This is a genomic window from Sporolactobacillus sp. STSJ-5, from assembly GCF_024385605.1.
Classification (GTDB): Bacteria; Bacillota; Bacilli; order Bacillales; family Sporolactobacillaceae; genus Sporolactobacillus.
On sequence record NZ_JANFOJ010000020.1, the window covers coordinates 1 to 14259 of the forward strand.

General features: G+C 45.1%; 14 protein-coding genes. 13 read left to right on the forward strand and 1 reads right to left on the reverse strand.

Features of this window, described 5'->3' with window-relative positions; genetic code table 11:
* Positions 1-106 precede the first annotated feature (106 nt).
* Positions 107-1534 (reverse strand): circularly permuted type 2 ATP-grasp protein, encoded by a 1428-nt coding sequence (locus NOM01_RS14615; protein ID WP_255749234.1) that lies wholly within the window; start codon positions 1532-1534, stop codon positions 107-109.
* 554 nt (positions 1535-2088) lie between these two features.
* On the opposite strand from NOM01_RS14615, the gene NOM01_RS14620 reads away from it, so the two are divergent.
* The 13 genes from NOM01_RS14620 to yabA all read left to right on the forward strand — a co-directional run bounded on the left by NOM01_RS14620 (position 2089) and on the right by yabA (position 14231).
* Positions 2089-2340, forward strand: a complete 252-nt coding sequence (locus NOM01_RS14620; protein ID WP_255749235.1) for a sigma factor G inhibitor Gin — start codon at positions 2089-2091, stop codon at positions 2338-2340.
* A 333-nt stretch (positions 2341-2673) separates the two neighbouring features.
* Entirely contained in the window at positions 2674-4740 is a 2067-nt protein-coding gene (locus NOM01_RS14625) for a sensor histidine kinase (protein ID WP_255749236.1), read from the forward strand.
* A 20-nt stretch (positions 4741-4760) separates the two neighbouring features.
* Entirely contained in the window at positions 4761-7070 is a 2310-nt protein-coding gene (locus NOM01_RS14630; RefSeq protein ID WP_255749237.1) for an ATP-binding protein, read from the forward strand.
* A gap of 129 nt (positions 7071-7199) precedes the next feature.
* Positions 7200-7874, forward strand: a complete 675-nt coding sequence (locus NOM01_RS14635; RefSeq protein ID WP_255749238.1) for a response regulator transcription factor — start codon at positions 7200-7202, stop codon at positions 7872-7874.
* Between the two features lie 142 nt (positions 7875-8016).
* Positions 8017-8592 (forward strand): VanZ family protein, encoded by a 576-nt coding sequence (locus NOM01_RS14640; protein ID WP_255749239.1) that lies wholly within the window; start codon positions 8017-8019, stop codon positions 8590-8592.
* 115 nt (positions 8593-8707) lie between these two features.
* Positions 8708-8872 carry a hypothetical protein gene (locus NOM01_RS14645; protein WP_255749240.1) on the forward strand — a complete coding sequence of 55 codons (165 nt, stop codon included), beginning with the start codon at positions 8708-8710 and terminating at the stop codon, positions 8870-8872.
* A gap of 128 nt (positions 8873-9000) precedes the next feature.
* Positions 9001-10458 (forward strand): aminotransferase class I/II-fold pyridoxal phosphate-dependent enzyme, encoded by a 1458-nt coding sequence (locus NOM01_RS14650; protein ID WP_255749241.1) that lies wholly within the window; start codon positions 9001-9003, stop codon positions 10456-10458.
* Positions 10448-11116: a dTMP kinase gene (gene tmk / locus NOM01_RS14655; protein ID WP_255749242.1), complete on the forward strand. Its 669-nt coding sequence runs from the start codon at positions 10448-10450 to the stop codon at positions 11114-11116. The genes NOM01_RS14650 and tmk overlap by 11 nt, the downstream gene beginning before the upstream one ends.
* An 82-nt stretch (positions 11117-11198) precedes the next feature.
* Positions 11199-11528 carry a cyclic-di-AMP receptor gene (locus tag NOM01_RS14660; protein WP_255749244.1) on the forward strand — a complete coding sequence of 110 codons (330 nt, stop codon included), beginning with the start codon at positions 11199-11201 and terminating at the stop codon, positions 11526-11528.
* 36 nt (positions 11529-11564) lie between these two features.
* Complete coding sequence (locus tag NOM01_RS14665; protein WP_255749246.1) at positions 11565-12002, forward strand: YaaR family protein; 438 nt, start codon at positions 11565-11567, stop codon at positions 12000-12002.
* 31 nt (positions 12003-12033) lie between these two features.
* Positions 12034-13038: a DNA polymerase III subunit delta' gene (gene holB, locus NOM01_RS14670; RefSeq protein WP_255749247.1), complete on the forward strand. Its 1005-nt coding sequence runs from the start codon at positions 12034-12036 to the stop codon at positions 13036-13038.
* Positions 13028-13858, forward strand: coding sequence for a PSP1 domain-containing protein (locus NOM01_RS14675; RefSeq protein ID WP_255749248.1), 831 nt, complete (start codon positions 13028-13030; stop codon positions 13856-13858). The genes holB and NOM01_RS14675 overlap by 11 nt, the downstream gene beginning before the upstream one ends.
* Positions 13859-13871: 13 nt before the next feature.
* Complete coding sequence (yabA, locus tag NOM01_RS14680) at positions 13872-14231, forward strand: DNA replication initiation control protein YabA (RefSeq protein WP_255749249.1); 360 nt, start codon at positions 13872-13874, stop codon at positions 14229-14231.
* Positions 14232-14259 lie beyond the last annotated feature (28 nt).

A 14259-nucleotide genomic window follows, 5' to 3' on the forward strand; every position in this document is an offset into this window, starting at 1 on the left:
AATCCAAGTGTCTTTGCTGCTCCTAGAACTAATGAGTCGCGCAGAAGGGACTAAACGATCTAAGTGTCTTTGCTGCTCCTAGAACTAATGAGTCGCGCAGAAGGGATTAAACAATCCAAGTGTCTTTGCTTCCTCCGCCTTGCGACGAGTTAACAACGAGCGAACCCTTCGTCATGGCGACGCGAGTCAGTCCACCGGAAATAACAGAAATTTTCTTGCCCTGGATGATAAACGGGCGAAGATCGATGTGCCGATCTTCGATGTGGCCGTCGGTAAGTGTTGGAACGGCAGAAAGATTGATGGTCGGCTGAGCAATATATCGATCCGGATGTTCCAAAATCTTTTTCCGGAACAGGGCAACCTTCTCAGGCGTGGATTGCGGACCGATCAGCATGCCGTAGCCGCCGGATAACGATGTTTCTTTGACCACCATTTTTTCCAATTGATCCAGAACGAATTCTCGGTCTTCTTTTTTCTCTAAATGATAGGTGGGAACATTTTTCAATATCGGTTCTTCATGCAAATAATAGCGGATCATGTCCGGAACCTTGGTATAAACGGCTTTGTCATCAGCAACGCCCGTTCCCGGTGCATTGGCGATGGCCACATTTCCTGCTCGATAGGCGTTCATCAAACCGGCTACGCCAAGCAGTGAATTCGGGTTGAAGGCAAGCGGATCAAGAAAATCGTCATCAAGCCGGCGATAGATCACGTCCACTTGTCTCAATCCCTCAATCGAATTAATGTACACTTTTTGGTCTACGACGCGCAGATCTGGTCCCTCGACGAGTTCGATGCCCATTTGCTGTGCCAGGAAAACATGTTCAAAATAGGCTGAATTGTATCGGCCCGGAGTCAAAAGGACAATGCAGGGATCCTGTTGATGATGCGGTGCCAGATCGTGCAGCGCTGTAAGCAGATCCTGAGTACCTTGCTCGATGCTTTGAACGTTTGAGGAAAAATAGAGTTCAGGGAAATAATGCATCATAAGCGAACGATTTTTAAACACATAAGAAAGACCGGACGGTGTCCGCAGGTTATCTTCAAGTACATAGTAGGCGCCGTGTTCATCACGGATCAGATCAATGCCCGAAAGAGCGATATAGACATTCTCAGGCACTTCGACATTGGCCATTGCCGGCAAAAAATAGGGATTATTCACGATATGCTTTCTAGAGATCAAACCGTCCTTTATAATCTGCTGCTGCTGATAGACATCATGAATAAAATGATTCAGTGCACGTACTCGCTGTCTGAGTCCGGCGCTTAGTTTTTCCCAATCATCATGTGAAATAATTCGCGGTATGATGTCAAAAGGAATGATACGTTCACTTGCTTGATTTGCCGTGTACAGTTGAAAGGTAACGCCTTGACGCACCATCTGTTGTTTGATTTCTTTGGATCGATCCAAAAGCTCGTTCTCTCCAAGTGTCTGCAGACAATCAAATAATTTCTGATAGTGCGTCCTGATCCGACCGTCCGGCAGAAACATTTCATTAAAGCAGGTTGTTTTCGAATGGTCGATCGTAAACATGGCAAACTCGTCTCCCTTAAGGAGGGCTGTTGCGGCAATATTAGTTGTGCCGCAATGCGAACAGACGCAAACCCAATGAATTTTATTGAATTTTTAAACACAGATATAAATAAAAGGACTTAAAGAAATTTAGGTAAGTGATCGGGTAAATAAAGGATCTTTCGCTAAGTACGTGTACGTCCTGTACACAACGCGAAAGTCATCACCTCCTGTGAAAGTACATCCTATGAGCAACGTCGAAGCCACCGCAGCCTGCGGAAGTGCATCTTGTAGCATATCCGGCATTTGGCCATCCCCGCGGGGACAATTAAATTTTCTAATAATTTTAATAAATTATAATCATTGTTCTACCATGCTGTCAATGCTTGTTAACCAGTGTGAATGATTAATTGTGAGCTTTTGTGCCACATACACGGGGCAAGCCCAAAAAACATACATTAGATAAAGCAGAGACGCACATCATTTTATTAAAATAAGACGGGAAACTAGTTTGCTAGCTGATTGATGAATAGTTTTTGAATGAATGGAGAAACTGAGTGTGGAGGTGACGAAAGATGGCAATGCGCGAATTGAATCAGGCGAAGGAAGCATGCTTGATTTGCGGACGCGAAGATGTTGAAGGTATTCATATCTGCAATCAACTAATCTGTGACTCTTGTCAGAAAAAAATTGTGGAAACCGATGTGACGGATTGGAAATACAAATTTTATATGAATAAATTAGCAAAGCTTCAGATCGGCCAAAAGGGACAGTTGATGGAAACAGCAGTGGGTCATGCAGGATCGGGAGGAGAAGCAGGCAAATGATGATGCTTCTTTTTTTTGCAATGAAGACGCATAATTATAATTACATCTTATTAATGAAAAACCATGGACATTCCTTATATTCTAACCTCTGAAAGCCTAAGACAACAGCCCCAGACAGTAAGCAGAGTAGCAAAAGAGGCTCGAGACCCTTTCTATCCTCTCATATCAATGATTCATCTCTTCCAGCAAAATAAATGTATATTCGTATCCGACTTTTCTTTTTTCCTGCGTGATTGCTATTTTATGAGCGGCTCATTTTTGCTACACTGAATGCAAAGGGGGGCCTCCCGCATTATGGAGAAGAGGTTCTCTAGTAGTACGGAGGTGCGGGCAGTGGCTGTCAATTCAAAACTAAGAAAACGGATGATGCCTTTGGCAAGTCTGGTTTTTTCCCTGCTCGCGGCGATGGTTCTGTTAACGATTAGGCGTCAAAGCAGCGACCCGATTCTCGACAATGTCCTTCCTTTTTTCTTTTTCCTTTTTTGTTTTAGCCTTGGACTCTATTTATGGTTCATGAATAAGCGTGCGAAAGGCGAACGTACGCTGATCCTGTGTTTAGCGGATATCAGCCTGTTATGGCTTGCATGGGGTGCCGGCCGTACGCAACACGAACGTTTTTTTTGCCTTATTCTCTATCTAGTTATCTTTTATTCTGCACTTATCTTGTTCATGCAGGTGCTTCAAAACTATTTTTCCTATTGGGGCCTTAACTGGATGTCCGGAAAAGTCAAAATTGCCCTGATCGGCAGCGCTGCATCAACGTTTGTGCTCTTTGTGTTTGCAAGCATGACACATTATGCAGGTGTACGATCATTAGGTATGCTTTTTGTGGCGGCAGTGATGATTCTTGCGATTGTCTTGGCTATTCACGCTTCCAGACACTATAATGAACCCGCGCACAGGCCGATGCTGCAGACACTACTGCTGGGCTTGGTGGTTTCATTGATTCCCAATCTTGTGCTGTCGATTATTCCTTCAATTATTCAAGATGAGTTCATTTTTCGTCCGCTCGCGGGCATTTTTCTATTCATACTGCCCCTTGTCCTTTTTTATATGATCGTCTCTGACCGCTTCTTGGATCCTGCCTTTGTAACGACTAGCGTCATTTACTGTGCGATGATCGCGGCACCGTCATCTTTTTTACTTGGAACAGCCTTTTATGCACTGAACAGATGGAATTTAATTACCTATGACGGTGTTAATGATTACCGCTTCGTTATTGTTTCTTTTTTTGCCATCTTTATGATTCTTTATATAAAGCAATACCTGGATTATTCACTCAGGAAGAGACTTTATCCCAAACAGCAGGATGCGCAAACGAGTATAAACAGATTTTTGCAATGGATGAAAACGGATTATGATTTGGGAGATATCGACAGAATTATCAAACGGGAGATGGAGGCAACCCTGCCTGTGGAAGACGTCCGCATGTCACGGACCGAACATAATGAATCAATGATGGGGACGTTTGACACAGAAAACGACTCAGCAACCAATCAGACAAAGGAGGGTCTGGGCAAGCTCTTCGCGACTCAAGATGGATTCCGTATTTTGCTGTACGAGAATGTCCGTAGAAAAATTGTGCTTATGGGTAAATGGAAAATGCCAAGGAGGCGGTTAAACCCCGATGAACGTGTCTGGTTGGAGACGTTAATTAATTATATACAGATCGTCATTGAAAATTTGGCAAATACAAAGGATATGCTGGAAAACCTGGAAGGTTCCTCCGTCTTAAGTACATCCGTGCCGCTCACCGTTAAAAAAATGATGCTGCGCATCTCAGAACGTGAGCGATGGAAGCTGTCGCGCAGTCTTCATGATCAGAATATGCAGGATCAGCTTGATATTGCCCGTCAGCTTGATGCATGGGGGGCAGGCGCCGATAATCCGGAGTCAAAGGCGCTGATGGTGAAGTTTCGCGAGCAGATTCTGGACAGCATCTATGTGCTACGTCAGGTGATCAATGATCTTCATCCGGAGTTTATCTATCGAACGGGTCTTAGAACAGCACTTATTGAACTCTTTAATAAAGTGAATTTGCGAGCCGATTTTACACTTCGCTGGGCGGTTGACGAACACTTGGACGGATTTCAGCGTGAATGGGAAATGGCCGTTTATCGTGTGGTTCAGGAGCTTTTAAATAATGCGCGAAAACATTCGCATGCCCGTCTTGTTACGTTAAGTCTGAAAAAAGAAGGCAGTCTGTTTACGCTGAATTATGCTGACGATGGCGTTGGCCTGGATGTCGCTAAAATCGGCAAATCCTTCGGAACAATGGGTTTTCCGGGGATGATCGGTCGAGTAGAAGGTCTTGGCGGGCGCATTAATATTCGCTCGGAAAAAGGAAAGGGCGTAGAGATTATCATGCAATGGACAAGCAAAGAGGTCTATGCCGGATGACTGTGAGAGAGGCGGGACACATGATTAATAACATTTGGAAACAATGGAGGCGCTCCATTCTGTTTCTAGCTGCGCTTATCTATGCGCTGACTCTTGCCGCTCACTTTATGTGGGTTATTCTTGATCGGCCGTATGTCGGTATCTATACCGTGCAAGAGGACAATCAGATCAAGGTCAGCGCCGTTGCTCCCTACAGTTGGGCCGAATCTGCGGGTGTGCGAACGGGTGATGTCATTTTAAACGTTGATGGCAGGCAGCCGGAAGATAACAGAAACATCACAACCTTTGGTATGGTTGGACAGGCAAAACAGGTCACTGTGGCGAGAGGTGCAGTTGTTCGCAACCTTAACATTGACAACGGTGCATCCGAATGGGCACTTCTTTTCTATTTAATTATCCCGCTCGCCTTTTTTGCAACGTGTTTTGTAGCGGTTTTGTTCCTTTATTTGCGCAAAGAAAGCAGTCCCGTGGTGCGTATCTTGATTGCACTACTGATCACGGTTAGTCCGGTGCTGTTTGAGATGTCGGCTAACGCCCGGCATGATAGCTGGAGCTTGCGGCTGACTAGTGTGGCAATCGTATTCACACTAATTTTTCTCGTACACTTTCTTCGTAATTATTTTTCGGTGTGCGGATTTCTTCTCGTGTCCAACTGGCTGCTTGGCTGTCTCTACCTGTGCGGGACGTTGATCGTCATCAACAGCTGTTTTTTTACCTCGAGAGAAGTCAGTGCCTATTATCAGCAAGAATTGGTCTTTTCCGTTTTCGTGTTCGGATTGTTGTGCATTCAGTTAACGCGGCTCTATTATCAGATTCGGGCATCTGAATACGGCCGTATCATTCATTTGCTGATGGCTGGCTTTTTTCTTGCGTTATTTCCATTTGTTGCGCTTTATGCGCTCCCAAATATGTTCATTGGGACATCATTAGTCCCTGTAGAGTGGACAACACCATGGATGATCATGCTTCCTGTTACTCTGTGCTATATCGTCTTGTCCTCAGCACTGATCGACATGTCCTTTTATATTGGGCAATTCGGCTATTACTGTGCATTGAGTTTCGCAATTACATTGCTGATTTTGATCAGCTTTCTCGGATTGGTACAGCGGCATATAACTGAGAGTCCGGCGGATGTAGCCAGGCTCGGGGCACTATGCTTTGTCGTTGGACTGATTATTTTTTATATCAAAGAGTACACCGATTACCATTTGATTCAGTTTCTTCATCCAAAGCGCAGAAGGCGACAGGAAACGCTGAATCGGTTTCTGCAGAAATCCAAGACCGAGTACACACTTCGTCATGTTGACTTAATGCTGCGGCGTGCTGTTTTGTCTCAGCTCCCGGTTGAAGAAACGGCACTTTTTCTTGTGAATTCGAAAGGCCGGATGCGTCAAGTGAATAAAAAGACAACGTTGTTGATGCGTCACATGCCGATCATTGCTGATCATGATTTTGATTTAAAGAAAAGCAATATTGGATTTACCGTTTTGCTTAAAGATGATAAAACCAATAAAGTTGTACTTGTCGGAAAGTGGATGAAGCCGGGGCGTAGTCTTAATCTTGATGAAAATATGTGGCTTGAGACATTGGTGAGCTACGCACGGGTCGTTATCGATAATCTCTATAAAACGGAAGGACTCTTGCAAGCCTTTCATCATCTCGAGAATGATCGCAAAAGAATTCCACATGCCATGAATCGATGGCTGTTCTCCATTTCAGAACAAGAAAGAGCGCATTTATCAAGGGATATGCATGATACAAATATTCAGGATCAATTGGCGATTGCCCGCGAAATCGATGCGGCGGTTAAAAAGATTCATCATCCGGAGACCGTCAGAAAGCTCAGCTATATTCGCGAACGCATTCTCGATAATACTGAAGAAATGCGCAAAATGATTCGAGAATGGTATCCGGCAGATATTTTCAACGGAAAATTGGAAAATGCGCTCGATGTGTTATTTCAACGAGTCAATCTGTCGGCAGACTTTCATTTGGAAACGCACCTTGCCGATATACCCCATGGACTCTCCAAAGAAATGGTACTCTGTCTTTATCGAGCGATTCAGGAATTGCTGCACAATGCCATGAACCATGCGCGAGCGTCCAGAGTTCGATTGGATCTTTCTTTTGAAGAGGACAGCTGTCTGCTCTGCTATCAAGATGATGGTGCCGGTTTGGCCAATACTGCTATTGATCCTTTTTTCAGTACTACAGGATTGACCGGAATAATGAGCAGGGTTGAAGGTCTGAATGGGAACGTCTTGTTCAGAGAAAGAAAAATTGAGGGAACAGATGGAGGATTATCTGTGCAAATTCATCTGCCTATTTAACAAGAAAAGAAAGTCGGATTAGGAAACCAGACACGAAAGCGCGAGACCCGGCTGATACGAGCATGTATGAGCTCGCGGTGCGTCCGCGACAGCGAGCGGCTGGAGTGTCACTTAAGGGAGTTGGAATCTATGACATCAATATTAGTAATTGACGATCATGCAGTAGTTGCAAGCGGAACAAAAGCGGTGCTGAAAAACGCAGGTTTTGAAGTCGATACGGAGCAGTCGGCAAAAATGATTCAAGCCATTTTAAAGAAAAAGAGCTACGATCTCTTCTTAGTGGATCTTAATATGCCAGATATGGACGGTATGGCAACAGCCGACTTAATTTTAGATCTGGATCCCGATGCCAAGATCATTATTTACACAGGTTATGAAACAGAAATCGAGCCACTTTTTGCATCCATGATTCAACGAGGCATTGCAGGTGTTGTCAGTAAATCAGCCTCCATCGATTCGCTCATTGCTGCACTGCATGCGGCACTCCGTGATGAGGTGCTGCTCCCGGTCTGGCTTTTCCAGCGCCTGCAGGTCGCTGATGCAGCGCGAACAGGAAGGGCAAAAGTGCATTTAAATCAAAATGAGCGAGCTATTCTTTCTGCAGTGATGCGTGGCGAGACCAATCGCGAAATCGCTCAAAATTTATTGATTGGTCAGAGAACCGTTGAAAAGCATCTGACCGGCATCTTTCAAAAACTAGGTGTCCATTCACGAATTGAAGCCGTTGAAAAAGTCAACGAGCTGGGAATCGGGAATGAACTCCATAGAACAAGAGCTGCCCAACAGACGAAAACAAACAGGTAACAGTCAAAATCCTCTCTTTTTTCAAATAATGCGTGATACCGCATCAAAAATGCGTGATCACGCATCAAAAATGCGCGTTTATGCGGCCTAATCTATATTATGATGGGTACAAAGAAAAATGTAGGCGAGAGGTGGCGACTTGGTGGACCATATACTCAATCCGACGATCTTTGACTTTTTTGTGACCTACAGTCTTTTGCTCTCTGCATGTTTGTTATTTGAGAAATATATACGACATACGCTGACTTATAATCGCGGTGTTTTCCTGTCTCTGTTCGTTGGTTACATTATGATCACCGCCCTGCTGACCGTTCAGCCGATGGGCGCTGCAGAGCAGTCGGTCGTGAAGCCGGACAGTATATTGCTCAATCTGCAGCCGTTTCAAACGATTGGTTTGCAGATTCAAAGTACTCAAGGACATTGGCTGCTTATGTGGCGGATTTGTCTGCCTGTTCCCTTTATGTTTTTTGTCGGCTTTATGACGCGAGGCCGGTTCGCTCTTCCGGGTCTCATAATGATTGGTATGTCTGCTTCTTTTGCAGTTGAACTTGCCCTTTTTCTCATGAATGGAATTCCTCAATTTCCAAAACACCTTTTTGATGTCGATGCCTTGATTCTTAATGGAATTGGTGTTTTCTTCGGCACATTATTTTTCCGCTGGATGGAAACCAAACAATGGATGAAAGATTATATTTCAGAAACAATGTCCACTCGATAAAAACCTCAACTGTCTTATTAGCTTAGGCTGTTCCTATTTTGCAGCGGCGGCGTTAATCTACCTCATTGATCTTCCACAAGCTGCGATCACGCTGCGTCTCATGGAGTTGATTCTTATGAAACAATCAGCCGGATTCATAATCGGCGTTCTTCTCTTATTACTCAGCCTCGTAATCTTTAATGTTGGAGCGTCTGATAATACTACTGCACTTTCTCTTTTTGTTGCTGCATTGCTAATTATTGGCGTCACGGAGCTGACGATTAAGATAGGGAAAAAATAATCGATACACGCATTTATACTTCTCAGTGAGAATAAGCTCATCTCAATAAAAAACCCTCGAGTTAATAATGGTTGAAAAATCCTTGACTATGCTAAAATGAAGATATTAAACGTCAAGGAAGTTCAACAATGAATCAGCAAAGTACCCCCGTCTATGACGGATTAATCAAGTATCATCGAAAACAGGAATATTCCTTTCATGTTCCCGGACACAAAGATGGTCTGGTTTTTCCTGAAAAGGCGGAGTCTGTTTTTAAATCAATCCTGTCCATCGATGCGACGGAAGTGGCAAATCTGGATGATTTGTACCATCCGGAGGGGATACTGCGTGATGCGCAGCGGCTTCTTGCAGCCTATTACGAGACGCGTGCCAGCTATTTTCTTGTTAATGGATCAACAGTTGGGAACTTGACGATGGTTCTTGCCACGTGTGAACCGGGTGATGTTGTCTTGGTTCAGCGGGACAGTCACAAGTCTGTTTTCAATGCTTTGAAATTAGCGCAGGTTCATCCGGTGTTTCTCGCTCCGTCCGTTGATCCGTCGTCTGGACTTGCGGCGGGAATCGAACTCCAGGCGCTTGTTGAATGTATGAACCGTTATCCGCAGGCAAAAGCACTTATCTTGACGTATCCAAGTTATTATGGAATCGCGTCTCAATCAATAGGTCCATTAATTGCCTGTGCCCATCAACAGGGACTGTACGTCTTGGTGGACGAGGCTCATGGACCGCATTTCAAAATCGGTGCGCCCGTTCCACCGTCAAGTTTGGATCTGGGTGCCGATCTTGTGGTTCACTCGGCACATAAAATGCTACCGGCAATGACGATGGGTGCCTATCTGCATGTCAACTCAACACGCGTTTCACTAGAAAAAATTGAGAGCGTTCGTGCTATGCTGCAAAGCTCAAGTCCGTCTTACCCGATCATGGCCTCGCTCGATTTGGCGCGTTATTACATGGCGGCTCTTGATGACATACGAATCGACCGGATGCTTGCACGTCGCGATGCTTTCGTTCGGCGTCTGTGTTCAATTGACGGGTTAAGCGTTCTGCATGCAGATTCAAATCGCTTCATGCTTGATCCATTTAAGGTGGTGCTGCAGCTGGCTACTCGGGAGAATGGGTTTGAGGTACAGCGGCAGCTGATCGCTTCGGGAATATATCCTGAAATGGCTGATCCGCGTCACATCCTCCTGGTTCTCGGCTTAACTGAGGACATCGATTACGACGAGGCGTTTCGGTGCATCAACCAAGTCATTGGCCAATGTGCCTCGGGTACCTCTGCCGAACAAGGACAGGCGCCTTCGTTTCCAAAATTCGATTCCCTTGTCGATTCGTACCGGAATTTAGCGGTGCTGAGCAGTGAACATACAGAGCTGAATCGGTCGGTCGGACGAACTGCAGCGGAATCGGTAATTCCATATCCACCGGGGATTCCTATTGTTGTTGAAGGCGAACGTGTGACGGAGCATGGTCTGGAGCTGATCCGGTATTGGCAAGAGGCTGGGGCAGTCTTTCAGAATGAATGGATTAATCAAGGGAAAATCAAGGTTTACCAGTTGAGGGAGCATCATAAGAATGACACATAAAGGACTTTTTATTACATTTGAAGGCCCGGATGGTTCCGGAAAAACAACGCAAATTCATCGATTGGCGGGAGAGTTGGAACGCCGAGGCCTTCCCTATTTGCTTACAAGAGAGCCGGGCGGAACAGAGATCGGTGATAAAATTCGACAGCTCGTTCTGAATCCTGATCAAGAACTGGCCGAAAAGACAGAAATTCTTCTCTATGCTGCCTCAAGAAGTCAGCATGTGATAGAAAAAATTGTGCCGGCTGTTAACGCCGGACAAATCGTTCTTTGCGACCGATTTGTCGACGCATCCATTGCGTATCAGGGCTATGGCTTAGGGCAGCCCGTTAAAGTTGTGAAACAAATTAATGAATTTGCTACCGGTGGCATTTTGCCGGACAGAACGTATCTGATCGATGTTTCACCGGAGACTGGCAGAAGTAGAATGAAGAATCGAAGCGGGGCTCCGGAAGCAGGGGTCACAAAATCTGCGGATGATCTGGATCGAATTGAAATGCGTGCGCTGACCTATCATAAACGCGTTCGAGAAGGATTTCTCTCAATCTATGAAGAAAATAAATCACGTATCCGTTTAATTGACGGTGAGCAGGATCATGACCATGTTTTTCAAGATGTTATTGCTGATTTTTTCCAATTTATTAATCGTGTTCATTAATTTTTGGTCTTGTTAAAGGATTATGTTGTTGGGCACTTATTATTAGAATCATAATATGGATCGTGCGGAAGGGATGATTGCGATGAAATTGATTGTTGCTGTTGTTCAAGATAAGGATAGTAATTTTCTGCAGCAGGCACTTGTGGATGAAAATTACCACGCGACAAAGCTGGCGAGCACAGGTGGATTTCTGCGCTCAGGCAATACGACCTTTATTATCGGCACGGAGGATCACCAAGTAGACGCACTTCTTGAACTAATCAAGGAACATTGCCACAGCCGTAATCAAGTGATTTCACCTATATCTTCGCTTGACGCGAATGCAGACGGTTATATGATGCATCCGGTAGAGGTTGAAGTCGGAGGGGCGACGGTGTTCGTTCTTGATGTTGATCAATTTAAGCATTTTTAATGCACATGCTTGGGTGAGAGGGGGGCATTGTTTTTCATGGCGATTAAAATTAATCAGCATGCAAACCTGGGCGAATCTGTGTCCAAACGGGAAAGTACGGCCGTGCAGCCGCGTACCTCGTTTGAGCGCACTTTAAGCACTCAAAAGGGCGCAATGCAAGACGATGCGCTGAAGGCACTGCTCAATAAGGTCGACGAACAGGCGAAGCGCGTATCGAGCTCGCGTACAATCCGTGATTTGCAAGTCTACAAAAAATATGTGCGCTCCTTTCTTCAGGAAGCGGTACAAACCGGACTTGGGACATCGCAATCTCGTTCGTGGCAGCAAGGCGGTGCTCAGCAGACACTGGTTAAGACCGTGGATCAGAAACTGATTACACTGACGAATGATTTATTGGATAAAAATAAAGATGAACTCAAACTGCTTGATCAGCTTGATGAAATTCGCGGCATGCTGATTAATCTTTATATATAGTTGTTAAAAATGATTGGAAAGTGAGCAAAGCATGGACTGGCAGGAATTAAGCAAGCAGCAGCAGACTGTGGCGAAGGTGCTTCGGCACGCCATCAAAAGAGATGAATTGGCGCACGCGTATTTGCTGGAAGGACCGCGGGGAACCGGAAAACACAAGGTTGCCCTGCTTGTTACGCAAACCTTATTTTGTGAATCACCTACCGATCAGGGCCCATGCATGACGTGCAGAAATTGCCGCAGAATTGCTTCGGGAAATCATCCGGATGTCATCTGGATTGCGCCTGAAGAAGGGGCGGCGTCGATAAAAAAAGAGCAAATCGCTTATTTAATGAAAGAGTTCGCCTATCGCGGCGTGGAATCTGGGCGCAAGGTATTCATCATTGAGCAGGCGGAAAAAATGACTGCTCAAGCAGAAAACAGTTTGCTGAAATTTATTGAAGAACCACATCCGGGAACGCTGGCTCTGCTTGTGACCGAACAGATTCATCAGCTTCTGGACACAATTATTTCCAGATGCCAAGTGCTTTCGTTCGTGCCGCTCTCGGATCATATGCTGTGTCAGCGTATGGTGCAGGAAGGACTGCCGGAGCCGTTGCTGAAACCGGCAGTCGCCTTAACGCATGACTATGAAGAAGCCTCTCGTTTATGCAAAGAGGAATGGTTTGCCGAGGCGCGTTCGCAAGTGTTACAATTAATGCAAAGGCTATTTAAGTCTGTAGAATCCGCACTGCCTTATATTTATGAAAAATTCTCTCCCAACTTTGATGATAATCAAAAAATGGCTATCGGCTTAGATTTGATCCTTTTTTGGTATAGAGATCTTCTGTCGCTTCATTTGAATCGTCAAGAGGAAATTGTCTTTGAGGATCAGATGGACAGGCTCAAGGAGCAGATGCTCTCGCTTTCATCTGATCAAACGATTCGGGCGATGTCACTTATTCTGGACGCCCGAGGACAGCTGGACGCTCATGTCAATGGCGTAAGTGTCATGGAGCGGCTGGTGATCAGGTTAGGAGGTAACGTAAATGAATTATGAAATTGTCGGCATTCGTTTTAAGAAAGCCGGTAAAGTCTATTATTTTGACCCGGATCAGTTGTCCATTCCGGTAAATGCACAAGTCGTTGTTGAAACAACGCGCGGGATTGAATGCGGGACAGTTGTCATCGGAAAAAAGACGGTAGACGAAGAGGACGTTGTTCTGCCTCTTAAAAAAGTCGTACGAATCGCAACAGATTCCGACGAATTGCAAGTGCGTAAGAACAAGGAAGATGCTCAGGCTGCAATGGATATTTGCCTTCAGAAAATATACAATCACCACTTGGAAATGAAGCTGGTGGATGTTGAATATACATTTGACCGCAATAAAATTATTTTTTACTTTACCGCTGATGGACGCGTCGATTTCCGCGAGTTGGTTAAGGATCTCGCCGCAGTATTCAAAACAAGAATCGAATTGCGGCAAATCGGTGTCCGCGATGAAGCTAAGATGCTTGGTGGTATCGGCCCTTGTGGACGAATGCTCTGCTGCTCGACTTTTCTCGGCGATTTTGAGCCGGTATCGATTAAAATGGCCAAAGATCAGAATTTGTCTTTGAATCCTGCAAAAATTTCAGGTGTTTGCGGACGGTTGATGTGTTGCCTGAAATATGAAAATGATCAGTATGAATCGGCGAAGAAGGCACTGCCGGATATCGGGGCACCAATTAATGTAAGCTATGGCGCGGGCCGTGTTGTCGGGCTGAATATCTTGGAACGCTTGGTTCAGATTGAGCTTAAAGAACAAAATAAAGTCGTTGAGTATACATTGGATGAGCTTATTGAAGAAGGGGTTATTTCTTCGCAAGCCACTAAATAAGAGGTGGATGAACTTGGAGAAGAAGGACATTTTCTCACAAGTCAGTCATTTAGAGGAGCAACTGGGACAAATTTATGTGGACTTCGGCAATTTGAAAGCGCAGCTTGCAGCATTGCTTGAAGAAAATCAGAATCTCACTCTAGAGAATGAGAACCTGAGAAAACGCATTGATGATGCCGGGAAGCGTGCTCAAGGTTTGAAAAGCCAGACTGCTCCGAAATCGGGGATTGTTTCCGAGCCGGATGTGGGTGAAGGCTATGACAACTTGGCGAGACTCTATAAAGAGGGCTTTCATATATGCAATCTGCACTACGGCAGTGTCCGCAATGATGGCGACTGCTTATTTTGTCTTTCGTTTCTTAATAAAAAATGATTGCTGATTCAGGCAATGCAATCGGAAC